The organism is Kitasatospora albolonga (genome assembly GCA_002082585.1).
GTDB classification, from domain to species: Bacteria; Actinomycetota; Actinomycetes; order Streptomycetales; family Streptomycetaceae; genus Streptomyces; species Streptomyces stephensoniae.
Map to the genome: position 1 here is coordinate 4,367,662 of CP020563.1, position 23,630 is coordinate 4,391,291.

The following is a 23,630-nucleotide window of genomic DNA, read 5'->3' on the forward strand; positions in this document are numbered from 1 at the left end:
AGGGGCGGGGCGCGCCCGGGCTTGTTGGCGGAGGTGTGTTCCGTAAGGCCGTGGTCCGCCCTCTTCCCGGTGTGACGTGTGCGCGTCAGAATCCTAGGGCCTGCCCCCCATGGCCCCTGGAGGCGTTCCCATGTCCGTCGTTCCCCCGAAGTACCCTGCCGAATCAAGCCTGTTGAGCACCCGGAGAGGGTTCCTGGCCGGTGCCCTCGCCGTCTCCGCCACCGCTGTCGTCGGGGCCGCCCCCGCCGTCGCCGCCACCCGGAGCACGGGCCGGGCGGCCCGCGCGGTCCGGGGGACGCAGGACTGGATGGGCGCTCTGCCCGACACCACCGCGCTCCAGCGGCTCACGATCCCCGGTACGCACGACTCGGGCGCGCGGTTCGGCGGTCCCTGGTCGGAGTGTCAGAACACCACGATCGCGCAGCAGTTGCAGAGCGGCATCCGCTTCCTCGACGTACGGTGCCGGATCACCGGGGGGTCGTTCGCGATCCACCACGGGGCCGCGTTCCAGAACATGATGTTCGGCGATGTCCTCATCGCCTGCCGGGACTTCCTGGCCGCGCGGCCGAGCGAGACCGTGCTGATGCGGGTCAAGCAGGAGTACTCCTCCGAGAGCGACGCCGCGTTCCGGGCGGTCTTCGACGACTACCTCGACGGGCGGGGGTGGCGGTCGCTGTTCCGGCTGGACCCGGCGCTGCCCTCGCTCGGCGGGGCGCGGGGCAAGGTGGTGCTGCTGGCCGACAACGGCGGTCTGCCCGGGGTGCGTTACGGTGATCCGGCCGTCTTCGACATCCAGGACGACTACATGGCCGAGCCGTTCGCCAAGTACCGCAAGATCGAAGCCCAGTTCCGCAAGGCGGCCCAGCAGCCGGGCAAGTTCTACATGAACTACGTCTCCACCGCCGCCCTGATGCCGCCCCGCTGGAACGCCGACCGGCTCAACCCGCAGGTGCACTCCTTCCTCGGGCGTTCCGAGACCACCGGATGGACCGGGCTCGGCATCATCCCGCTCGACTACCCGAACAACCGGTCCGGGCTGGTGGAGTCGCTGATCCGGCACAACCCCGTGTGACCGGCTCCCGCGGCTCAGGGCGCGTACACGGAGAGCACCGTACCGTCGGCGAAGGTGGCGAACAGGGCCCCGCCGGACAGCATCACGGTGGTGGGGCGTTCGGCGGTGTCGGTCCGCCCCCGGGGCCAGCCGTTGTACGACTGGGAGCGCGTCTCCTTGCCGGTGTCGAGGGCGAGGAGGCGCGCGCCCGACCCCTTCAGCGTCAGTACGGTCTCTCCGGCCACCAGCACCGGATCACCGGGCGTCCACGGCGTCCACCACTTCGCCCGGCCGGTCCGCAGGTCCACCGCCTCCAGGTAGGGGGAGCCCTCCCGGAGCCCCTCGCCCCGGTGCAGGGCGAGGCCGTCGGCGCTCACGGCGGACGGTGAGCCCACCCGCGCGCCGCTGACCTCCTTCAGGGTGGCCGCCTCCCGTACTCCGTCGGGACACAGGGCATGGCGCGCGCCCCGGGCCGGGAGCCGGCAGTGGTCCGGCACCTCGGCCAGGGACTTCCCGGTCCTCCGGTCCAGGGCGTGGCTCCCTGTCGGGCCGTCCACCCAGACGCGGTCCCCCACGATGTCCAGGGACTGCGGGAAGACCCCCGCGATCTCGCGTTCCCACTGCTGCTCGCGGTCCCCGTCCCGGAGCGTGTGGGCCCGGAGCAGTACCCGGGTCGATGACCCCTCGCCGTCCGTCTCCACGTACGAGGTGAAGACCTGCCCTTCGTGGACCCGGGCGCGCGTGGGGAGATAGCCGCTCCGGCCGGGCAGCTCCGCCACCTGCTTGCCGTCGTCGAGGCTCAGCACGGCGAAGCCCTCCCCGTCCGCCGCCGAGACGTAGGCGTACCGCCCGTCGAGATCGAGGCCGCCCACCGAGGCGTTCCCGGTCTCCGCCCCCTTCGCCGGGTAGCGCCACAGGGCGCTGCCGTCGGACGCGTCCCGCGCCTCCAGCCACAGCAGCCGCCGGTCCTCGTCGTGCAGTCGGCAGACGAGGGCTTTGCCGCCGAGCGCGCACTCCAGCGGCTCGCCCGCGTCCTCGAAGGAGGAGGACCACGGAGACCAGCCCTCCGGGAGGCGGTTGCGGTCCCGGGCGCCGGGGCCGAAGTCGGTCATCGCGCTGGTGACGACCGGGGCGGCGGGCTGGGCGGGGTCCGGTTCGGTGGGAGCGGTGTTACGGGGGGACGCGCTTCCCGGGGCCGCCCCCGTCGCCGCTCCTGCCCCGGGGCTCGCGCCCGCGCCGTTGCCCGTGTCACCCGCGCCGGGCAGCAGCGGCGGTACCAGTACGGCGGCCAGGGCGGCGGTCAGCAGGCCCGCGCCGATGCCCAGGGCCCACCGCAGGCGCCGGGAGCGCCGAGGGCCGGGCGCCGCCGGGGCGGTCTCCGGGGGAGCGGAGGGCGGTGGAGCGGGCGTGGGCGGTGCGGAAGGCGGCGGGGGCGCGATCAGGGCCCGGCCGACGGCGAGTTCGTACTCCCCGATCACGGTCCGCACCCCGTCCGGCCAGCCGAAGGGTCCGGTGGGCGGTGGCGGAGAGGCGCCGGGGCGGGGTGCTCCCGCCGCCGGGTCGAGGGCCCGGATCAGCTCGCCGGTGGTCGGCCGCCGCGCCGGGTCCCGGTGCAGACAGGCGCCGACCACCTCCGCCAACTCATCGGGCAGCAGCGAGAGATCAGCCTTTCCCTGCGCGATACGGTGCACGACGGCGGCCAACTCGCTGTCCTGGAAGGGGCCTTGTCCGGTCGCGGCGAAGCAGAGGACGGCCCCGAGGCAGAACACGTCCGACGCGGCGGTCACCGAACGGTCCCCCGCCACATGTTCGGGCGACATGAAGCCCGGCGAGCCCACCATGATGCCGGTCGCGGTGAGCGCGGTCGCGTCGTACGCCTGGGCGATGCCGAAGTCGATGAGGCGCGGGCCGTGCGCCCCGAGCACCACGTTGGCGGGCTTCAGGTCCCGGTGCACCAGCCGCGCGCCGTGGACGGCGGCCAGCCCCCGGGCGAGGGCCACGCCGAGCTTCCGTACGACCGGTACGGGCAGCGCGCCCGCCCGGGCCACCGCCTCGTCGAGCGCGGGGCCGACGACGTACTCCGTTGCCAGCCACGGTCGTTGGGCGTCCGGGTCGGCGGCGACGAGCGCCGAGACGTACGGGCTCCGCACCGCGCGGGCCGCCTGCGCCTCGCGCCGGAAGCGGAGCCGGAAGTCGCCCTCCAGCTCCAGGTCCGCGCGGACCGTCTTCAGGGCCACGAGGTCGGCGGGGCCGCCGCCGGGCGGAAGGGCGAGGTGGACCGTGCCCATACCGCCGGAGCCGAGACCGGCGAGCAGCCGGTAGGGGCCGACGTCGTACGGGGCATGGGCGTCGAGCGGGCGCAGCACGGTGAGCGGCTCCAAGTCGGGCGCGAATGGCGGGACTTCGGTGGGGCGGAGGACGTGTACGGCGGTGGGGACGGTTCCCGGTAGGGCAGCGGGGGGTGGGGTACGGCGGTGGGGCGGAGGACGATGGTCAGGAGGGGCGGAGAACGGTCAGCGGGGCGGAGGCCGACCGGATGGACGGGTGCTGCGGTGGGCGGGCCGGTGGGGGCAGCACCAGCCCCCCGGCCCCCGCCCCGCTCAGCCGGGGATCTCGATCGAGCGGAGAGTCCCGTCGTGGAAGGCGATGAAGAGCACCCCGCCGACCGACAGCACCTGCGTCTCCCACGTGTGCCCGTTGATGTTGTCGAAGTCGTCGGCGGCGTCGGGGCCGGGGTCGGGGGTGGAATCGCCCGGCGCCCCCTCGATCGCGGTCCGCTTCCGCTCGCTGCCACCCTCGACCGGCAGCGTGTACAGGTAGCGGTTGTCGGCGAACACCGCCGTGGACCCGGCGATCGTCGCCTCGGACCTTCCCCCGGTGGGGGTGCCGACGCTGCGCGGCCTGCCCTCGGAGGGCGGGACGCCCAGGGCGGTGAGGTTCACCTCGGAGGCGTACCTCTCCGTTCCGAGCCGGTACTGACCGGAACCGGTGGAGATCGCGTCCCGGGCCGGAGCCGCGGCGTCGCCGACCTTCCGCTGCGCGATGGGCACCTGCTTCAGGGTCTTGGCGTCGAGCACCTTGGTGCCGTCCCCCTCGACGTCGCACAGCACCCGGCCGTCGTGTTCACGGACCGCCGTGCAGTCGGCGCCGCCGGGCAGGGACAGATAGGTCGGCTTCCCGGTCCGCGCGTCGAAGGCGGTCAGGCCGCCCTCGGTCCGGGCGATGAGCCGTCCGGCCACGAACGAGTCGGCCGCGTAGATCCCCTGGGCGGCGAGCGGGCCGTCGGCCGAGGCCAGTGAACGCGTCCAGAGCTCCTTGCCGGTGACGGCGTCGTAGGCGGCGACCACCTGGGCGCCCACGCTGAGACTGCTGAAGAAGGCGACGCCGTCGCCCAGGAAGACGTCCGCCGCGAAGCCCGTGTCCTCCTGCTGCGGTACGTTCTTCAGGTCCTTCTCCCAGCGGACCGTGCCGTCCAGCACGTTCCTGCCCCGCAGGACTGTTCCCTCGGCGGAGACGACCGTGTCGGCGTGGATCACCGGGTGGGTGGGGCGGCCGGGCAGGACCAGACCGCGGGCCGACATCCCCGGCTTCGCGCCGGGAGAGGACGAGGGCGCGGTCCAGAGCGGCTTCCCGTCGGACGCGCTCACCGCCTCCAGGCCGCCGTAGAAGGTCCGGCAGACCAGGGCCTTGCTGTTGAGCGCGCAGGACCAGGGGCGGCCCTTCATCGTGGTGCCCCACGGCTTCCAGCCGTCGGGGCGGGCGGCCTCGTCGGCGGGGAAGTACCGGGTGCGCTCGACGCCGTGCTGGTCCACGCCCGCCAGGGGCGCGGGGGCCCGGGAGGGCGAGGGGGACGGTCCGGCGGCGGGCGGGGCGGCGTCCGAACCGGCCCGGTCCTCCCGGCCGTCCTGCCAGGACCGCAGGCCGACCGCGGCGAGCACGCCGACCACGAGGGCCCCGGCGACGACGGCCGCGACCGTACGGCGGCTGAAGCGGCGGCGATCGGCGGGCGGCCCCGGCGGTCCTGGTGGGGCGGCCGGGGGCGGCGGCGGGCCCGTGACGGTCTGCGCGCTGTGGACCGGGGCGGCGCCCGGCATCGTCGGGACGACGGGTCCGGCGAGCGGGCCCGCATCGGCGACGACCCGCGCCAGTTCGTCCTCGTACCGTGTGATCAGCGCCGCGACCTCCGGCGGCCAGGCAAGGGCGTTCCCCTCCGCCGTGGCCGCGGCCTCCTCCGCCGCGCGGAACCGGGACTCCAGGACGGCCGCGTCCGGGCGGGACGACGGGTCGGGGCTCAGGCAGTCCTCGATCAGCTCACGCAACTCGGCCGGTACGTCGGTGAGTTCGGCCTCCGCCTGCGAGATCCGGTACAGCACCGCACCCACCGGCCCGCTCCCGAAGGGGCTCTGCCCGGTGGCCGCGAAGCAGAGCACGGAGGCGAGGCAGAAGACGTCCGACGAGGCGACCACGTGCTGTCCGCCGAGGACGTGCTCCGGGGACATGTAGCCCGGCGAGCCGATCATCGCGCCCGTCGCCGTCATCGTGGTGGCGCCGAACGCGCGGGCGATGCCGAAGTCGATGACCTTGGGGCCGTCGGCGCCGAGGAGGACGTTCGCCGGTTTCAGGTCGCGGTGCTGGACGCGGGCGTGGTGGATGGAGCGCAGGGCGCGGGCGAGCCGCAGGCCGAGGCCCCGGACCGTCGCGAGGGGCAGCGGGCCCGCCACGCGCACCGCCCGCTCCAGCGTCGGGCCCGCCACGTACTCGGTGGCCAGCCAGGGCACCGCCGCGTCCGCGTCACCGGCCAGCAGCCGGGCGGTGGAGCGGCTGTCGACGGAGCGGGCCGTCCCGATCTCGCGGCGGAAGCGGTCACGGAACGCGGGGTCCCCGGCCAGCTCCGCCCGGATCGTCTTCACGGCGGCGAGCTGAGGCGCGCCGCCACCCGGACCGCCGGGCCGCAGGTCGGCGCCGAGGTGGACCTCGCCCATGCCGCCCGACCCCAGCCGCGCGAGGACGCGGTACGGGCCGACCTGGCGCGGGGAGCGGTCGCCGAGCTCACCGAGCATGCCGACACGCTCCCTGGTTGTCTCGGTCGGCATGGGCGTCTCGGTCGACCCGGGCGTCCCGGTCGGCCCGGGCGTTCCGGTCGTCTCGGTCGGCCCGGTCGCACACGGCGTCCCGGTCGGCCCGGCCGTCCCGGTCGCGCACGGAGAGACCGGTGGCCGTTCCGGCCCCGGTGGAACGGACGCGCATACGACATCCCCCTGTTGACGATGTGTCCGGTGATCTACCTTCACATCCGTCGGGCGGATCGGTCCAGGCCATGGCCGAGAACGAGACCCCGGTCTCAGCCCCCGGGGCCCTACATCCCCGGCGGCGGCGTAGGCGCCCCCGGCAGTCTGATCGCCGCGACCGTGCCGGGCCCGTCGTCCGGGGCCGGGCGGAGCGTGATCTCGCCGCCCGCCTGCTGCACCGTACGGGCCACGATGGACAGGCCGAGACCCGAGCCGGGGAGCTGGCGGGCGGACGGGGAGCGCCAGAAGCGTTCGAAGACGTGCGGGAGTTCCTCGGCGGGGATGCCGGGGCCCCGGTCCCGTACCGTCAGCTCGCCCCGGTGCAGACGCACGTCGATCGTGGCGCGGGGCGGGCTGAACTTCACCGCGTTGTCCAGGACGTTGACGATCGCCCGCTCCAGGGCCGCCGGTTCGGCCCGTACGTACCAGGGGGCCAGCTCGTCGGTGATCGTCAGCTCGGGGCCGCGCAGGCGGGCGCGTTGCAGAGCGGTACGGGTGATGTCGTGCAGGGCCACCACCTGGAGCGGGCCGGGCTGGGCGGCGTCGGGGCGGGCCAGCTCCTGGAGGTCGCCGATCAGGGCGGCCAGCTCCGTCATCTGGGCCTTGACCGAGGCCATCAGCGCCTTGCGGTCGTCCGGCGGGATCACCCGGCCCGTCTCGTCGCTGCGCGCCAGCAGCTCCACGTTGGTCCGCAGCGAGGTGAGCGGGGTGCGCAGCTCGTGGCCCGCGTCCGCGATCAGCTGGGCCTGGCGGTCGCGCGAGGAGGCGAGCTGCGCCGCCATGGAGTTGAAGGAGTTCGACAGGCGGGCGATCTCGTCCTCGCCGTCGACCGGGATGCGTACGGTCAAGTCCTCGGTGCGCGCCACGTGTTCGACGGCCTGGGTCAGCTCGTCCACCGGGCGCAGCCCCGCCCGCGCCACCCAGAGTCCGGCCGCTCCCGCGCCGACGGCGCCGACACCGCCGACGAGGGCCAGCACCCAGGCGAGGGTGGAGAGGGGTGCGTCGATCTCGCTCAGCGGGCGGGCCACCGAGACGGCGAGCTGGGTGTTCGCCTGGCCGGAGCTGACGACCGGCAGCTTGCGGGTATAGACCCGCATGTCCTTGCCCTCGTCGTTCTCCGTCGTGTGCAGGGCGTCGGTCTGCCGCCCGGCCGCCACGGCGACATCGGCGGGCCGGGCCGGTACGGGGGTGGTGTTCGGGGCCGTGCAGTAGCTGCCGTTCGCGGCGACGACCTGCACGGTGTACTGGCCGGGGAACTCCTCGGCCGGAAGCTGGCCGCCGCTCAGACAGGCGGCCAGCAGGTCGCGCATGGCCGAGTGGTCCATCTTCGCGCTGCGCAGGGAGTCGTCGAGCTGGTCCTCCAGCTGGTCCCGGGTCACGAACCAGCACGCCACCGCCACCGCCGCGACCGCCACCGCGACCGCCGTGGCCACGAGGATCGCGAGCCGGGAGCGCAGGGGCAGGGTGCGGAAGCGCCGTACGAGCCCCTTCCTGGCGGGAGCCGCCTCGCCCACCGGGGATTCCGCGGTGCTCACGCCTCGCCGCTCCCGTCCGTGCGGAGCGCGTAACCCACCCCGCGTACGGTGTGGACGAGGCGCGGTTCGCCGCCCGCCTCCGTCTTGCGGCGCAGGTACATCACGTACACGTCCAGGGAGTTGGAGCTCGGCTCGAAGTCGAAGCCCCAGACCGCCTTGAGGATCTGCTCCCGGGTCAGCACCTGGCGCGGGTGGGAGAGGAACATCTCCAGGAGCGTGAACTCCGTACGGGTCAGCTCCACCCGGCGTTCGCCCCGGGTGACCTCGCGGGTGGCCAGGTCCATCCGCAGGTCCGCGAAGGAGAGCACGTCGTCGTCGGGGGACTGCGCGCCCGCCGCCGCTGCCGACGCGTACGAGCTGCGGCGCAGCAGGGCCCGGATACGGGCGAACAGCTCGTCCAGCTCGAACGGCTTGACCAGGTAGTCGTCCGCGCCCGCGTCGAGGCCGGTGACCCGGTCGCCGACGGTGTCGCGGGCGGTGAGCATGAGGATGGGCGTGGTGGAGCCGGTGGCGCGGATGCGGCGGGCGGCGGTGAGGCCGTCCATCCGGGGCATCTGGATGTCCAGGACGATGAGGTCGGGGCCGTACGCCTCGGCCATCGCCAGGGCGTCGTACCCGTCGACCGCCACCTGGGTGCCGTACCCCTCGAAGGCGAGGCTGCGCTGCAACGCCTCGCGTACGGCCGGTTCGTCGTCGACGATCAGGATGCGCTGGGGATCGTCTTCGGCGGGGCTCATCGCGGTGTCGTCCTCTTCTCGTTCCGGCCGGTGGGAGTGTCTCAGCCTCGCACGGTCAGGAGGTGTTCCCCGCGCGCAGGGTGTCCAGGTCGGCCTTGAGCGTGTCCACCGGGATCGCGAAGCCGAGGCCCACGCTGCCCGCCGTCGAACCGCTGCCGGACGCCGACGAACTGGGCGAGTACATCGCGGAGTTGATGCCGATGATCTCGCCGTCCATGTTGATCAGCGCACCGCCGGAGTTGCCGGGGTTGAGGGAGGCGTCGGTCTGGAGCGCCTTGTACGTGGTCGTCCGCTCGCCGGTGTCGCCGTTGAACTGCTGTCCGCCGAACTCGAACGGCCACCGGTCGGTGCCCCGGCCCTGCCCCGAGCTGCCGGAGTCGTCCCTGGCGATGGTCACGTCCCGGTCCAGCGCGGAGATGATCCCGCTGGTGACCGTGCCCGTCAGACCCTCCGGCGAGCCGATCGCCACGACCTGGTCGCCCACCTTGACCTGCGAGGAGTCGCCGAGGGTGGCCGTCTTCAGCCCGCTCGCGCCGCGCAGCTTGATCAGCGCGAGGTCCTTGTCGGGGTCGGTGCCCACGACATCGGCGGTGTAGGTCTTCCCGGTGGAGAGGGTGACCTCGATCTGCTGGGCGCCGGAGATCACGTGGTTGTTGGTGACGATCTCGCCGTCCTCGGTGATCACCACCCCGGACCCGGTGGACCTCCCCGCCGAGGAGGCCGCGCCGATCTCGACGATGGCGGGCGAGACCGCCTCCGCGACGCCCGCGACCGTGCCCTTGCTGCTCTGCGAGACGGTGGTGCCCCGGACCGCGCCGGACGAGCCGGTGGCCCCGTCGGAGCCACTGTTCAGCTGGCCGACGAGGGTCGCCGTACCGCCGCCGACCAGCGCCGCCACGAGGGCGACCGCCGTCAGCAGCACCGCGGGCCGCTTCGCCGGGCGCTCACGGCGGCCGGGGGCGTACGGGGGCGGCGGCGGGTAGCCGTCGTACGAAGTGCTGCCGTACGTCGTGCCGTCGTACGGGTACGAGGTCGGGTCCTGGTCCGTCGTGTATGCGCCGCTCGGGCGGGGGCTCTCCGTCATGTGCATCAGCGTCGCGAGCGAAGATGAGAGGAGCCTGAGTACGTCCTGAGAAGCCCGGAAGAACAGCGTATGCCCGCTGTAAAGACCGACGGTCCCGGGGTTACGCCGTCGGCTCCCCGCACCCGCACGAGCGCCGGATCACCAGCGCCGAGGGGAACTGCTTCAGCCGCTCCCGCCGCGAGCCCACGACCCGGAGCGCGTCGTCCAGCACCAGGTCCACCGCCGCCCGCGCCATCGCCGGGCGGTCCGAGAAGACCGTGGTCAGCGGCGGATCGGTGAGCCCGGCCTCCTTCACGTCGTCGAAGCCCGCCACCGCCAGCTCACCCGGCACGTCGATGCGCAGCTCGCGCGCCGCCCGCAGCACCCCGATGGCCTGGTCGTCCGTGGCGCAGAAGATCGCCGGGGGGCGGTCCGGGCCGGAGAGCAGGCCGAGGGCCACCTGATAGGCGTCGTACCGGTTGTACGGGGCCTGGAACAGCCGGCCCTCCGTCGAGCGGCCGGACTCCTGCATCGCCCGGCGCCACCCCTCGACGTGGTCCGCGACCGGGTCACCGACCGCCGGGGTCTCCTCGGTGCCGCCGAGGCACGCCACGTACGGGTGGCCGTGCTCCAGCAGATGGCGGGTGGCGAGCTGGGCGCCGCCGACGTCGTCCGTGACCACCGCCACGTCGTCGATCGCCTCCGGGCGCTCGTGCAGCAGCACGACCCGGGCGTCCCACGCCTCGATCTCCGCCGCCGCCCGCTCGCTGGGGCCCTGGCTGACCAGGATCAGCCCGGAGACGCGCATCCCGAGGAAGGCGCGGAGGTAGTGGACCTCGCGCTCGTCGCGGTAGTCGGAGTTGCCGACGAGCACCATTTTCCCGCGCTCGGCGGCGGCCTGTTCGACCGCGTGCGCCATCTCCGCGAAGAACGGCTGCCGGGCGTCGGGGACGATCATGCCTATGAGATCGGTCCGCCGCGAGGCCATGGCCTGGGCGACCCGGTCGGGCCGGTACCCCAGCTGCTTGATCGCGGCGAGCACCCGCTCGCGCGTGGCCGGGGCGACCGGCCGGGGTCCGTTGTTGATGACGTAACTGACCACCGCGGTCGACGTACCCGCCAGTCTCGCCACATCGTCCCGCGTCACCTTGGCCACGCGCGGCAGTCTACGCGGATGGACCTATCCCTTGGCAGCCCGGACCGGGGCTTCTTCCGTTTCGGTGGCCGAGGACGACTGCTCCGAACGGGCGACGGGCCCGTCCGCCTTCTGCCGTCCGGCGGCCCGCTCCTTCGCCTCCTCAGCGGCGCGCTCGACCTTCTCCGGTACGACGAAGCGGTAGCCGACGTTGCGGACGGTCCCGATCAGCGACTCGTGCTCGGGGCCGAGCTTGGCGCGCAGCCGCCGGACGTGGACGTCGACCGTCCGCGTACCGCCGAAGTAGTCGTATCCCCAGACCTCCTGGAGGAGCTGGGCACGGGTGAATACCCGGCCCGGATGCTGGGCCAGGTATTTCAGCAGTTCGAATTCCTTGAAGGTCAGGTCCAGGACCCGGCCCTTGAGTTTCGCGCTGTAGGTGGCCTCGTCCACCGAGAGATCACCGTTGCGGATCTCCATCGGGGAGTCGTCGGAGGTGATCTGCTGCCGGCCGGTGGCCAGCCGCAGCCGGGCCTCGACCTCGGCCGGTCCCGCCGTGTCCAGCAGGACGTCGTCAATGCCCCAGTCGGCGGTGACGGCCGCGAGACCGCCCTCGGTGACGACGAGGATCAGCGGACAGCCGGGCCCGGTGGAGCGCAGCAGCTGGCAGAGCGAGCGGACCTGGGGGAGGTCGCGGCGCCCGTCGACAAGGATCACGTCGGCGCCCGGGGTGTCCACCAGGGCCGGGCCCTCGGCGGGGGCCACCCGCACGCTGTGGAGCAGGAGCCCGAGGGCGGGGAGCACCTCCGTCGACGGCTGGAGTGCGTTCGTCAGAAGCAGCAGTGAACTCATCGCCGCCCACCTGCCTGGTTCGGTCGATCGTGTTGCACGGTTCGCTCGCCCATTACGTCGGTCCTCCTCGTTTCCCTGCGAGAGGGGCACTCCCGGGCCGGACCCGGGGGAGTATGCGGCACTGCTTCGTACGTCATGCGGGTGTTGCCGTTATTACGCGCGATCCCGCGCCCCGGGGACCGCTGAGCTTCTCGAAACGTCTCCGTAACAACGCCCGAAAAGCACAAAAGGACCCGGGGGCTGCATTGCCCAGGTCCTCTTCGCAGCAGAATAGCCCACATGAGTTCCGCGTCCGAGGGCCCGATCCGGGGTTCTTCTGTTCCCTTGCTCACGCGGGTACCGCGTTTCGCCACATTGCTGACGGATGACGGCGTACCGGTCGAGGCGGTGTACGAACCGTGTACGGCGGGTTCCGGAGCCCGTACGGAACCGGTGGCCGAGGTCCCCGCGATCGTCGTCGCGCACGGCTTCACCGGCTCGGCCGACCGCCCCGCCGTACGCCGGGCCGCGCGGGTGTTCTCCCAGCGTGCGGCCGTGATCACGTTCTCGTTCCGGGGCCACGGGCGGTCCGGCGGGCGCTCCACGGTGGGCGACCGCGAGGTGCTGGATCTGGCCGCCGCCGTGACCTGGGCGCGGACGCTGGGGCACTCCCGGGTCGTGACGGTCGGGTTCTCCATGGGCGGGTCCGTGGTGCTGCGGCACGGCGCTCTGTATACGGACGGCTCCGAGGGGGATTTCGATGCGCGGGGGGCGTCCGTTCGTGTACCGGTGCGCGAACGGCGCGCGGAGGAGCGCTCGGGGGCGCACTCCGGAGCCCACGCCGACGCGGTGGTCTCGGTCAGCTCTCCGGCCCGCTGGTACTACCGGGGTACGGCCCCGATGCGCCGCCTGCACTGGGTGGTCACCCGGCCCTCGGGGCGGCTTGTCGGGCGGTACGGATTCCGGACCCGGATCGCCACCGACGACTGGGACCCCGTCCCGCTCTCCCCGGTCGCGGCGGTCCCGCTCATCGCCCCGGCCCCGCTGCTGCTCGTGCACGGCGACCGGGACCCGTACTTCCCGCTGGACCACCCGAGGATGCTGGCCGGGGCGGCGGGGCCGGGCGGGGCGGAACTGTGGCTGGAGCGGGGGATGGGGCACGCGGAGAACGCGGCGGACGAGGCCCTCCTCTCCCGTATCGCCGCCTGGGCGACGGCCGCACCGCCCGCGTGACCCATCATGGGGAGCTGACGTACGACATCGACCCACGAACCGACCGAAGGAGTGGCGCCATGGCAGCGGGGACGATCCGCTACTGGGCCGCGGCCAAGGCCGCGGCGGGCACGGCGGAGGAGCCGTACACGGCGGCGACCCTCGCCGAGGCGCTCGACGCGGTGCGCGAGAGGCACCCCGGCGAGCTGAGCCAGGTGCTCCGGCGGTGCTCGTTCCTGGTCGACGGCGATCCCGTCGGCACCCGTGGGCATGAGACCGTACGCCTTGCCGAGGGCGGCACGGTCGAGGTGCTCCCGCCGTTCGCAGGAGGGTGAGCCGCAGGCCATGAGCAGCAACGATCAGCAGTACCCGTATCCGTACGACCCCGAGCGGGCCCAGCAGCCGCCGCAGCCCTACTGGCCCGACGGGACGGCCGGGCAGTCCGCCGTGCCCCAGGAGCCGGGCGCCTTCGACCAGGGCGCGACGCAGACGTGGCAGGCGCCGACCTGGGACACGCAGTACCAGCCGACGATCCGGCGGACCCCGGAGCCGTACGCGGGGCAGGGGCCGGATACGTACGGGGCTCAGGGGCAGGGACAGGTCCAGGGGTACGGGCAGCCGCAGCCGTACGCGACTGGGCAGCAGACGGGTCAGCAGCAGTCCGGCCCGTACGGGGTGCCCGACGCGTACGGGACGCCCCAGCCGCACTCCTCGTACCAGCAGCCGTACCAGGAGCCCCAGCCGCAGCAGCCGTATCAGCAGCCCCAGCCGTACCGGCCCGCCGCCGATACCGCCTACCTGCCCCCGCAGGGTGCCTCCGGCTCCCTCCCGCTCCCGCCCGAGGTCCCGGCCGTCCCCGTACCCGCGGTGGAACCCCCGGCTCCGCAGCAGGCACCGCACGACGGGGACCCGCAGGCGCACCGGACCGGACCCGACACCTCCGGTTACAGCGCGCCCACCACCCTCGGCAACGCCCGGATCACCGACGCCCAGCGGGCCCGGGCCGAGGGCCGGTCGCCGATCATCGCGCCCGGGATGCAGCCCGCCGCGATCACCGCCGGGCTCGGCCTGCTCCTCGCGGGCGGCGCCGCCATCGGCCCGTACGCCCTGCTCGTCCCGCTCGTCCTCCTCCAGGCGGTGACGGCCGCCGGGTGGTTCCGGCTCAACGGCATGTGGCCGGCCCGCCAGGGCATCGCGCTGGCCTTCGCGGGCGGTCTCGCCGCCGATGTCGCCCTCCTCGCGGCGGGCCGGGAGCACGGGCCCGCCGCGCTCCTGGGCGCCCTGGGGATCTGGGTGCTGCTCACCGTGGTCCTCCAGCTCCGCAGCCAGGCGGACGCCGACGACCGGCTGAACGGGCTGATGGCGACGGTCGTCTCGGCGGCCCTCGCGGTGCTGGCCGCCGGGCACCTCGCGGCGGCGGGGGACGCGGTGGTGGTCGGCGGGACCGCGGTCGCGGCGGCCGTCCTCGCCCGGGCGCTGCCGCTCCCGGGCACCGCCTCCGTCGCGGTGGCGCTGCTCGCGGGCGCGGGCGCCGGTATCGCGGCGGGCGGCCTCACGGAGTACGGCACCGGGGGCGCCCTCCTCGGCCTCGCGGCGGCCGGCTGCGCCCTGATCGGGCTGCGGGTGGCGAGCTACGACTACCCGTCCCGCTTCGTCCACATGACGGCGGGCGTGGCGCTGCCGCTCACGGCGGCGGCCCCGGCGGTGTACCTGATCGGCCGCGCGCTGGTCTGACCCGTACGGCCGTGTCACGTACGCGACACGGCCGTACGGGCCTGACGTGCCCTCAACCGGGGTACCCGCCCGGGGAACCGATCGGGTGGCGCCGTACGTCGATCACCCGGGGGCACTGACCGTACGGCCGAGGCGGGGAACGACACACATGCGCGCACTGCGAACACTGCTGGTCCTTCTGGTGGTGGTCGGCGGTCTCTTCGTCGCCGCCGACCGGGCGGCGCTGTACTTCGCCGAGTCCGAGGCCGAGGACCGGGTCAGCATCAGCGGTGGCGTCTCGGGAAGGACCGAGATCTCGATCAAGGGGTTCCCCTTCCTGACCCAGCTCGCCGCGTCGGAGCTCGACCGGGTCGACGTCACCCTCACCGATATGAAGACCGAGGCGGCGGGCCGCGCGATACGGGTCAGTGAGGTACGGGCGCGGCTCCACGACGTGAAGCTCGGCTCCGGCTACTCCACCGCCACGGCGGCCCGCGCCACCGGCACCGCCGTCGTCTCGTACGAGGACCTGACGGCGGCGGCGGAGGACGGCGTCACCGTCGCGTACGGCGGCGACGGCAAGGTGAAGGTCACCGGCACGGTCGAGGTCCTCGGCCGCCCGATCGCCCGCAGCGTGGTCTCCACGGTGACCCGGGTCGACGGCGACACGATCAAGGTGCGCGCGGACAAGGTGCCGGGAGAGGGCATCCCGGGGATCGAGCAACTGGTGCGGTCGCGGACGGACTTCGAGGGCCAGGTCGACGGTCTGCCGAAGGGCCTGGAGCTCCAGGAGGTCCAGGTGACCGGGAACGGCCTGGAGATCGCGCTGAACGGCTCGGACGTCTCACTGACGGGCTGAGCCCCGCGCCGGTCACGCCCATATCCGGATGGTGAGACGCCGATGTCCGGTCCGTAGATGGGCGGCGAGCGAAACGCGGCACGGGACCGGCCGCGCACCGCGCCTCCCCGCTCCACGTCTCGCATCATGGATGATCGCGTCTCACCATGCGACACGACGGTGACATCTCCGCCCGTACCTCCCTACGATCGGACCCATGAAGCGACAGGCGGATCTCACGAAGCGGCGGGCAGTAGACCTGTGCCGCGTCGCCGCCATGCTCTGTCGCACCTCCTGAGCGGGGCGTTCGTTCCGTCCCGCTGCTCCCGGCCCTTCGACCACCAGCGTCAGGGCCGCCCCCGTGCCCCGTACGCGCCGCGCTCCGTCCGTCGGCGTGTATACCCGCACACCCGCACCGCGCACACCCCGCACCCCGTATCACCCCGCCGCAGACTGCCCCGGAGGAGAAGAACATGAGCCGCAGCGACGTCCTGGTAGACGCCGACTGGGTCGAGGCCCACCTCGACGACCCGCAGGTCGCCATCGTCGAGGTCGACGAGGACACCTCGGCGTACGAGAAGAACCACATCAAGAACGCGATCCGGATCGACTGGACCAAGGACCTCCAGGACCCGGTCCGCCGTGACTTCGTGGACCAGGCCGGCTTCGAGAAGCTGCTCAGCGAGAAGGGCATCGGCAACGACACGCTGGTCGTCCTCTACGGCGGCAACAACAACTGGTTCGCGTCCTACGCCTACTGGTACTTCAAGCTCTACGGCCACGAGAACGTCAAGCTCCTCGACGGCGGCCGCAAGAAGTGGGAGCTGGACTCCCGCGACCTGACCGACGCCGTCCCCACGCGCCCGGCCACCGAGTACAAGGCCAAGCCGCAGGACGAGTCGATCCGCGCCTACCGCGACGACGTCGTGAAGGCCATCGGCAGCCAGAACCTGGTCGACGTGCGCTCGCCCGACGAGTTCAGCGGCAAGCTGCTCGCCCCGGCGCACCTCCCGCAGGAGCAGTCGCAGCGCCCCGGCCACGTGCCGAGCGCCCGCAACATCCCGTGGTCGAAGAACGCCAACGACGACGGCACCTTCAAGTCGGACGACGAGCTCAAGGCCCTCTACGAGGACGAGCAGGTCGACCTGTCGAAGGACACCATCGCGTACTGCCGCATCGGTGAGCGCTCGGCGCTCACCTGGTTCGTCCTGCACGAGCTGCTGGGCCAGGAGAACGTCAAGAACTACGACGGCTCCTGGACCGAGTACGGCTCCCTCGTCGGCGTGCCGATCGAGCTCGGCCCCGCCAAGTAACCGACCAGCACCACTTCGACCAGAAGGACAGAACACCATGTGTGGAGCACAGGCCGGCGGCCCCGACGCTTCGACGATCAAGCCCGGTGAGACCACCATCCAGGGCAGCGTGACCCGCGACGGCGAGCCCGTCACCGGTTACGTGCGTCTGCTGGACTCGACCGGCGAGTTCACCGCCGAGGTCCCGACCTCGGCGACCGGACAGTTCCGCTTCTACGCGGCCGAGGGCACCTGGACGCTCCGCGCCCTGGTCCCGGGCGGCAGCGCCGACCGCACGGTCGTCGCGCGGACCGGCGGGCTCTCCGAGGTCGCGATCGCCGTCTGATCCACGGCATGGCCGCCCGACCGGCGGCACCGATACGGCCGAAGGGCCGCACCCCAGGGGGTTGGACGCCACCTGACGCGGGGTGCGGCCCTTCGCGCCGTTCCGTGCAGGCAGTGCGGGGCCGTTCCGCGCCGTTCTGTCACGGAGGCCCGGCGACCTGTTACGGAGGCCCGGCGACCGTCCTACGCTGGAGGTATGTACGCCCGACGCAGGCGGAACTACTTCCTGATGATGGGCGGATGCGTGGCCCTCTTCGTCTCCGCCTGGGCCGTCGTCCGCCTGTGGTCGACGCCCGCCGCCATCGCGATGTGCCTGGTCGCGATGGTGATCCCGCCCGTCGCCGCGGTGCTCGCCAACCGGCGGGGGCCGGAGGACCGGTGGTGGGACGATCCCTCCGGCGACCCGAAGTCCGACGAGTGGTGGGACGAGCTGGACGGCAGGAAGCGGTACTGACAACCCGTACGGGCCCGGGGCACGGGCCCGACGGCCGTACGCGGCGGACGGTCCCGGGGCGGGCTCAGTAGACGAGCGCCTGCGCCCCGTCCGCCATGGCCTCCTGTACGAAGACCTGCGCGCCCGCGATCCGTACGCCCTCCAGCACGTCCTTCTCGGTGATCTCACGCCGCGCCGCGCACTGCGTGCAGAGGGTGACCCGCCCGCCCGCGAGGATCGAGTCCAGCAGATCCGGCAGCGGGGCGGCGTGCGGCAGCTCGAACTCGGCGGCCCGGCCCGGCAGCGCGAACCACGAGGACTCCCCGGTCAGCCAGAGCGAGACCTCCACCCCACTGGCGACGGCCACCGCCGCGACGGTGAACGCCTGCGAGCAGCGCTCGGCGGCCTCGGGCCCGGCGGTCACCTTGATCACAAGCTTCTTCGGCATATGCCGAACTGTAATCGGCCGGGAGGCAACCTCCTTGCCGCCCCGGGGGTCACTTGTGCGCGCAGGTGAGGGAAACCCGCGCCTCAGGTCATTCAGGGGGACCCCTTTGGAACCGAACGACACCATGTCCGCCGCCCCGGTGGAATCCGCGCCGCCCGCCGCGCCCGCTCCTGCCGCGCCCGCGCCGCCCGCGGAGCCGCCGACGGGAGCACCCGCGCCGTCCGTCGCGGCCGCAGCGCCCATGCGCCGCAGGCCACGCGGCCGTACCGCGCTGATCATCACCGCGGCCGCGCTGCTCGGGATCTCGGGCGGCGTCGCCGTGGGCTACGGCATCCAGGCCGAGCGACCGCCGACACCGCTGCCCGCCCTGTCCCAGCCGGGTCTCGGCTACCCGGCGAAGCCGCTGCCCTCGGCCCCGGCCCCGCTGCCCGCCGCCCAGGACCGCCAGGTCACGGCCGACGGCGACCTGCGCGAGCTGCTCGTCGACCGGCCCAAGGGGGCGAAGAAGCTGGGTGGCGGCGACGGCTGGGAGACCCTCTCCGAGTACACCCAGGGGTTCTACTTCGAACCGAACTACATGTTCGAGACGCTCGCCGGGAGCGACTTCCGGCGGGTGGCCTCGGTCGAGTGGCGGCGGGGGCAGTTCGGCAAGGCCGGGGTCGAGCTGATCCAGTTCCGGTCCGGTGACATGCTCGCCGCGTCCGACCACTTCGCCGGCCAGCTGGAGTACATGGACGAGGAGGAGGACGGCGCGGGCAACCCGGGCCATCCGATCAAGGGCAGCGGTGAGGGCCGGTACTTCCTGTACCCGGTCGAGCGGAAGGCCGGCTACCTCCCGTCGTACCGGGCCCGCGCCCTGGCCGTACGCGGAGACATCGTGATGGACATCAACGTCTTCGACACCGCCCCGATCAAGGCGAAGGACATCCGGACGCTGGCCGAACGACAGCTGGAGCGGCTGTGAACGACGAGACGAACCGCACCACGGAGCCCACGGCCACCTCCTCGGCCGCCGCTTCGGCCGCCCCGGCGAGCCGGGTCCGCCGCGTCCTGCTGACCGCGCTGCCCGTCGGCCTGGTGCTCGCGGTGGTCGGCGGTGCGGCCGGCTACACCAACGCCACCGTGGGAACCGCCGAGCGGAAGGTCACGACGACGGTCTGGGACAAGGACCACGCACCGGCCGGAAAGGACCCGGCGGGCAACCCGTCCCGGGGCCGCCACGACACCGAGCTGTCCCAGCACCTGCTGCCGGTGCCCAAGGGCTACCGGCTCGGCCCGGACATCGGCGAGCACGGCAACGACAACGAGATCAGCGGCGCGAAGGCCGCCGCCGCGGTGAAGGAGACGGGCCGCGGCCTGGCGGGCAAGGACCGCCGGAAGCTGGCCGAGCTCGTCGACCGGCTCCGCATCCAGGGCCTCGCGCAGCGCTCGTACACCTCGGAGGACAACAACCTCGTCGCGAACATCCAGATCGTGAAGATGGGGGACAGGTCGGCGGTGCGGGAGTCGTTCACGGAACGCAAGGCGCTGTTGGACTCCTTCGGCGTCCTCCGCAAGGGGCCGAGGATCGAGGGCCACAAGAACGCCGTGTGCTACCGCCTGCCCAAGGGCGACAAGAACACCCTCGACGGCGTCGTCTGCTTCGCGTACGAGGGCGAGATCTCGGTCTCCTTCGAGGCGCAGGGCAGCAAGCCCTTCAGCCCGTCCGGCGCCGGGGACCTGCTGAAGGACCAGCTCGACCACATCACGTCCCCGGGGGAGTACATATGAACGAGCAGACCGTGACGCCCGGGACGGCGACGGCGCCCGAGGTGGCTGAGGTGACCAGGACGCCCGAGGCGCCTGAGGTGGCCGGGACGCCCGAGCCGCGAGAGGTGCCCGAAACCCCCGAAACAGCCGAGACGACCGAGACGGCCGTGCCGCCTGTGCCTCCTGCGCCGCCCCGGCGGGTGCTGCGGGCCGTCGGCCGGTGGACGGCCGCCGTGCTGGCGTTCGGGGTGCTCGGTACCGGTACCGCCTTCGGGATCGCCTCCCTGGAGCGGACCGACGTGCCCGGGCTCGCCACCGAGGGCGACGGCCGCTGGGCGTACCCGAAGCTGTCCCTGCCCGCGCTCCCGGCCGGGTCGCCGCGCCCGTTCAGTACCGGCAACCCGGCCGAGATCCACCACGCCGATCTGCGCGACCTGCTGCTGCCCGCTCCGGCCGGGGCGGTGCCGGACAAGAAGCTGACCGGCGGCTGGATCTCCACGGAGACCTTCGTCGCCGCCTACCGGCCGCAGAACCGGGCGTCGGTCGCCCAGCTCCTGAAGGACGCCGCCCCGCGCCATATCGCGGCACGCGGCTGGACCATGCCGGACGGCACGGTGTCCCGGATCTATCTGGTGCGGTTCAACTCGACGGCGTTCGCGACCCGCCTGATCGACGACCTGTACGTCGGCTCCTCGGCCGGTACGCCGCTGGACCGTACGGAAGCGATGGAGTTCGACGGCTCCTGGGGCTCGGCCAACGACATCGAGAACCTCTCGTCGTTCGTGTTCACCGAGCAGGCCCCCTTCGGAGCCGAGCACGTCCGGCAGGCGTACACCCTGGCGGGCGACACGGTCGCGCTGATCGTGCACGAGCGCCCGGGGAAGCGGGAGACGGAGCGCATCCCCTTCCAGCAGACGGTGATCCTCCAGAACCAGCTGCTCGCCTGAGTACGGCCCCGGGCCGCGCCCGCAGCCGCCACCTGGACGAGAAGGCCGGGCCCCCACCCATTAGGCTGGGGCCCCGGCCATGTCACCGCCGCCACCCGCTCGTCACGAGGAGCCCCCTGTGCTTGAGGCATTCTTCTCCGCCCTGCTGATCCTGGTCTGCGTGGGCGTCATGGCCTTCACGGTGGTCGCCGTGAAGAAGCTGTACCAGGGCCAGCGCTGACCCTCGCCCCGCCCGACCGTTCCGCCCCTCCCTCACAGATCGTCTGAGCCGCTCATGATCGAGATTCCGTCCGACCTCCACCCGGACCTCGTCCCGCTGGCCTTCCTCATCGGCAAGTGGGCGGGCGCGGGCGTGTCCGACTTCCCCGGCGCCGAGAAGTGCAACTTCGGGCAGGAGGTCACGTTCAGCCACGACGGCCGTGACTTCCTGGAGTACGTCTCCCACACCTGGGTCCTGGACGGCGAGGGCAACCAGGTCCGCCCGCTGGAGTCGGAGTCCGGCTACTGGCGCGTCGACAAGGACCGCAAGGTCGAGGTCGTCATGGTCCGTGACCAGGGTGTCGTGGAGATCTGGTACGGCGAGCTGGCGCACCAGAAGCCGCAGATCGACCTGGTCACCGACGCGGTGGCCCGGACGGCGGCCTCCGGCCCGTACAGCGGGGGCAAGCGCCTGTACGGGTACGTCAACAGCGACCTGATGTGGGTCGGCGAGAAGTCGACCCCCGACGTCGAGCTGCGGCCGTACATGTCGGCGCACCTGAAGAAGGTCGTCACCCCCGAGGAGGTCGCCGAGATGGCGAGGAACCTCCCGGACATGCCGGACGACGGCATCGCGTTCTTCAAGTAGACGATCTCGACGGGCTTCGAACAGAGGATCTGGACGAGCCCTCTGGACGGTGCTCACCCGCCCTACACTGGGCCTGTGGTGAGCACCGACTGGAAGACCGACCTTCGGCGGCGTGGCTACCGGCTGACGCCTCAGCGCCAGCTCGTCCTGGAGGCCGTGGACGCCCTGGAGCACGCGACTCCGGACGACATCCTGTGCGAGGTGCGCAGGACGGCGTCCGGGGTGAACATCTCCACGGTGTACCGGACCCTGGAGCTCCTGGAGGAGCTCGGGCTCGTCAGCCACGCCCATCTGGGCCACGGCGCCCCGACGTACCACCTGGCCGACCGGCACCACCACATCCACCTGGTCTGCCGCGACTGCAAGGACGTCATCGAGGCGGACCTCTCCGTCGTCACCGAGTTCACCGAGAAGCTGCGCGGCGACTTCGGGTTCGAGACCGACATGAAGCACTTCGCGATCTTCGGCCGCTGCGAGGGCTGTACGGAGGCGAAGCAGGCGGCGGAAGCGGGTACGGGCGCGGGTGCGGAAGCAAGCACGGGCGCCGATCCGAACACGGCAGCGGAGGACGCCTCCGCCAAGTCGTAGGCTGGGCGCATGAAGAGCCCCCTGCTGTCCCTGCCCGGCGCGGTCGCCGCCGAGGGCCGCGACGAAGGTGTCGCCGCGCACTACGGAGACCTGTTCCGCGAGCAACGCGCCCTCGCCGACGGCACCGGCCTCGTCGACCTCTCCCACCGGGGCGTCGTCACCGTCACCGGCGACGACCGGCTGAGCTGGCTGCACCTGCTGCTCACCCAGCACGTCAGCGACCTCGCCCCGCACCGGGCCACCGAGGCCCTGATCCTCTCCGCCAACGGGCACATCGAGCACGCCATGTATCTCGTCGACGACGGGACGACGGTGTGGATGCACGTCGAGCCCGGCACCCAGGGCGACCTGATCGCCTACCTGGAGTCGATGAAGTTCTTCTACCGGGTCGAGGTCGCCGACCGCACCGAGGACACCGCCGTCGTGCACCTCCCGGCCGGTTCCATCGCCGAGGTCCCCGAAGGCGTCACCGTACGGGAGACCCCGCAGGGCCGGGACCTGTTCCTGCCGCGCGCCGACCTGGAGGCGTACGCCGCCGCCAACGGCCCGGCCGCAGGCATCCTGGCGTACGAGGCCCTGCGCGTCGAGGCGCACCGCCCGCGCGTCGGCTTCGAGACCGACCACCGGACCATCCCGCACGAGCTGGGCTGGATCGGCACCGCCGTCCACCTCCAGAAGGGGTGCTACCGGGGTCAGGAGACCGTCGCCCGCGTCCACAACCTGGGGAAGCCGCCGCGCAGGCTCGTCTTCCTGCACCTGGACGGCAGCGAGGTACACCTGCCCGGCCACGGCACGCCCGTACGGCTGGCCGCCGACGGCGAGGAGGGCCGCCAGCTCGGCTTCATCACCACCTCGGCCCGCCACCACGAGCTGGGCCCGATCGCCCTGGCCCTGGTCAAGCGGAACGTGGCGGTGGACGCGGAGCTGCTCGCGGGGGACACGGCGGCGGCCCAGGAGACGGTCGTCGAGCCGTAGCGGCCGGAGCCCGTCACACCTCGATGATCACTGTGAACGGGCCGTGGTTCGTGAGCGAGACCCGCATGTCCGCTCCGAACCGGCCCGTCGCCACCTGCGCGCCCAGTGCCCGCAGCTGGGCCACCACCTCGTCCACCAGCGGTTCGGCGACCTCGCCGGGGGCGGCGGCGTTCCAGGTGGGGCGGCGGCCCTTGCGGGCGTCCCCGTAGAGGGTGAACTGCGAAATCACCAGGAGGGGGGCATTCACATCCGAACAGGACTTCTCGCCCTCCAGGATGCGGACGGACCAGAGCTTGCGGGCCAGCTGGGCCGCCTTCTCCGGGGTGTCGTCATGGGTGACTCCGACCAGCACACACAGGCCCTCGCCGATGATCTCGCCGACCACTCCGGGCGCCGCGGGGTCCTCGCCCGTTCCGGCCACCGAGACGCTCGCGCCGTCCACTCTCTGTACCACTGCACGCATACAGACCAACCTATCTTGGGCTGAACGGGTACAGAGTGTCTGCGGGGGCACCTTGCAGGGTGGCACCATGCACGATGTCGGTGTGCCGACGCACCGGTCGAGGGGACGGAACAGTATGAGCACCTATGGAGCCGGACAAT

Annotated in this window: 23 protein-coding genes and 1 pseudogene; 15 read left to right on the plus strand and 9 right to left on the minus strand. The window is 72.8% G+C overall.

Going from position 1 to position 23,630, the window contains the following annotated elements; all coding sequences use genetic code 11:
- The first annotated feature begins 130 nt into the window (after positions 1-130).
- On the plus strand, positions 131-1,072 hold the full coding sequence (locus B7C62_19025; GenBank protein ID ARF74100.1) for a phospholipase: 942 nt from the start codon (positions 131-133) through the stop codon (positions 1,070-1,072).
- Between the two features lie 14 nt (positions 1,073-1,086).
- On the opposite strand, the gene B7C62_19030 is transcribed toward B7C62_19025, so the two are convergent.
- The 7 genes from B7C62_19030 to B7C62_19060 form a co-directional block, all read right to left on the minus strand.
- On the minus strand, positions 1,087-3,432 hold the full coding sequence (locus B7C62_19030) for a hypothetical protein (protein ID ARF74101.1): 2,346 nt from the start codon (positions 3,430-3,432) through the stop codon (positions 1,087-1,089).
- Between the two features lie 219 nt (positions 3,433-3,651).
- Positions 3,652-6,144 (minus strand): hypothetical protein, encoded by a 2,493-nt coding sequence (locus B7C62_19035; protein ARF74102.1) that lies wholly within the window; start codon positions 6,142-6,144, stop codon positions 3,652-3,654.
- A gap of 263 nt (positions 6,145-6,407) precedes the next feature.
- Positions 6,408-7,874, minus strand: coding sequence for a two-component sensor histidine kinase (locus tag B7C62_19040; GenBank protein ARF74103.1), 1,467 nt, complete (start codon positions 7,872-7,874; stop codon positions 6,408-6,410).
- Positions 7,871-8,611 (minus strand): DNA-binding response regulator, encoded by a 741-nt coding sequence (locus B7C62_19045; protein ARF74104.1) that lies wholly within the window; start codon positions 8,609-8,611, stop codon positions 7,871-7,873. Before B7C62_19045 ends, B7C62_19040 begins: the two co-directional genes overlap by 4 nt.
- Positions 8,612-8,666: 55 nt before the next feature.
- Positions 8,667-9,701: a serine protease gene (locus B7C62_19050; protein ID ARF74105.1), complete on the minus strand. Its 1,035-nt coding sequence runs from the start codon at positions 9,699-9,701 to the stop codon at positions 8,667-8,669.
- Positions 9,702-9,795: 94 nt separating this feature from the next.
- Positions 9,796-10,830 (minus strand): LacI family transcriptional regulator, encoded by a 1,035-nt coding sequence (locus tag B7C62_19055; protein ARF74106.1) that lies wholly within the window; start codon positions 10,828-10,830, stop codon positions 9,796-9,798.
- Positions 10,831-10,854: 24 nt separating this feature from the next.
- A complete protein-coding gene (locus B7C62_19060; GenBank protein ID ARF74107.1) occupies positions 10,855-11,661 on the minus strand; it encodes a transcriptional regulator in 807 nt (268 codons plus the stop codon).
- A gap of 324 nt (positions 11,662-11,985) precedes the next feature.
- On the opposite strand from B7C62_19060, the gene B7C62_19065 reads away from it, so the two are divergent.
- The 8 genes and pseudogenes from B7C62_19065 to B7C62_19100 all read left to right on the plus strand — a co-directional run bounded on the left by B7C62_19065 (position 11,986) and on the right by B7C62_19100 (position 17,494).
- Positions 11,986-12,873 carry an alpha/beta hydrolase gene (locus tag B7C62_19065; GenBank protein ARF74108.1) on the plus strand — a complete coding sequence of 296 codons (888 nt, stop codon included), beginning with the start codon at positions 11,986-11,988 and terminating at the stop codon, positions 12,871-12,873.
- Between the two features lie 59 nt (positions 12,874-12,932).
- Positions 12,933-13,187 (plus strand): molybdopterin synthase sulfur carrier subunit, encoded by a 255-nt coding sequence (locus B7C62_19070; protein ID ARF74109.1) that lies wholly within the window; start codon positions 12,933-12,935, stop codon positions 13,185-13,187.
- A gap of 10 nt (positions 13,188-13,197) precedes the next feature.
- A complete protein-coding gene (locus tag B7C62_19075) occupies positions 13,198-14,586 on the plus strand; it encodes a hypothetical protein (GenBank protein ID ARF74110.1) in 1,389 nt (462 codons plus the stop codon).
- Positions 14,587-14,734: 148 nt separating this feature from the next.
- On the plus strand, positions 14,735-15,424 hold the full coding sequence (locus tag B7C62_19080; protein ID ARF74111.1) for a hypothetical protein: 690 nt from the start codon (positions 14,735-14,737) through the stop codon (positions 15,422-15,424).
- Positions 15,421-15,701 (plus strand): annotated as a pseudogene (locus tag B7C62_19085) (hypothetical protein). The gene B7C62_19080 and the pseudogene B7C62_19085 overlap by 4 nt, the downstream one beginning before the upstream one ends.
- 175 nt (positions 15,702-15,876) lie before the next feature.
- Positions 15,877-16,716 carry a sulfurtransferase gene (locus B7C62_19090; protein ARF74112.1) on the plus strand — a complete coding sequence of 280 codons (840 nt, stop codon included), beginning with the start codon at positions 15,877-15,879 and terminating at the stop codon, positions 16,714-16,716.
- Between the two features lie 37 nt (positions 16,717-16,753).
- Positions 16,754-17,041 carry a hypothetical protein gene (locus tag B7C62_19095; GenBank protein ARF74113.1) on the plus strand — a complete coding sequence of 96 codons (288 nt, stop codon included), beginning with the start codon at positions 16,754-16,756 and terminating at the stop codon, positions 17,039-17,041.
- A gap of 195 nt (positions 17,042-17,236) precedes the next feature.
- A complete protein-coding gene (locus B7C62_19100; GenBank protein ARF74114.1) occupies positions 17,237-17,494 on the plus strand; it encodes a DUF3099 domain-containing protein in 258 nt (85 codons plus the stop codon).
- A gap of 64 nt (positions 17,495-17,558) precedes the next feature.
- On the opposite strand, the gene B7C62_19105 is transcribed toward B7C62_19100, so the two are convergent.
- The gene (locus B7C62_19105) at positions 17,559-17,921 is read right to left on the minus strand and encodes a sulfur reduction protein DsrE (protein ID ARF74115.1); all 363 of its coding nucleotides are present in this window, start codon (positions 17,919-17,921) and stop codon (positions 17,559-17,561) included.
- Positions 17,922-18,027: 106 nt separating this feature from the next.
- On the opposite strand from B7C62_19105, the gene B7C62_19110 reads away from it, so the two are divergent.
- From B7C62_19110 to B7C62_19135, 6 genes are all read left to right on the plus strand, one after another.
- Positions 18,028-18,885, plus strand: a complete 858-nt coding sequence (locus tag B7C62_19110) for a hypothetical protein (protein ID ARF74116.1) — start codon at positions 18,028-18,030, stop codon at positions 18,883-18,885.
- The gene (locus tag B7C62_19115) at positions 18,882-19,691 is read left to right on the plus strand and encodes a hypothetical protein (GenBank protein ARF74117.1); all 810 of its coding nucleotides are present in this window, start codon (positions 18,882-18,884) and stop codon (positions 19,689-19,691) included. The genes B7C62_19110 and B7C62_19115 overlap by 4 nt, the downstream gene beginning before the upstream one ends.
- A complete protein-coding gene (locus tag B7C62_19120) occupies positions 19,688-20,617 on the plus strand; it encodes a hypothetical protein (GenBank protein ID ARF74118.1) in 930 nt (309 codons plus the stop codon). The genes B7C62_19115 and B7C62_19120 overlap by 4 nt, the downstream gene beginning before the upstream one ends.
- Positions 20,618-20,891: 274 nt before the next feature.
- Positions 20,892-21,464, plus strand: a complete 573-nt coding sequence (locus tag B7C62_19125; protein ID ARF74119.1) for an FABP family protein — start codon at positions 20,892-20,894, stop codon at positions 21,462-21,464.
- A gap of 75 nt (positions 21,465-21,539) precedes the next feature.
- The gene (locus B7C62_19130) at positions 21,540-22,052 is read left to right on the plus strand and encodes a transcriptional repressor (protein ID ARF74120.1); all 513 of its coding nucleotides are present in this window, start codon (positions 21,540-21,542) and stop codon (positions 22,050-22,052) included.
- A gap of 9 nt (positions 22,053-22,061) precedes the next feature.
- A complete protein-coding gene (locus B7C62_19135; GenBank protein ARF74121.1) occupies positions 22,062-23,027 on the plus strand; it encodes a folate-binding protein YgfZ in 966 nt (321 codons plus the stop codon).
- A gap of 13 nt (positions 23,028-23,040) precedes the next feature.
- Here the strand turns inward: B7C62_19135 and B7C62_19140 are convergent, their stop codons facing one another.
- Positions 23,041-23,490 carry a D-tyrosyl-tRNA(Tyr) deacylase gene (locus B7C62_19140; protein ID ARF74122.1) on the minus strand — a complete coding sequence of 150 codons (450 nt, stop codon included), beginning with the start codon at positions 23,488-23,490 and terminating at the stop codon, positions 23,041-23,043.
- Positions 23,491-23,630 lie beyond the last annotated feature (140 nt).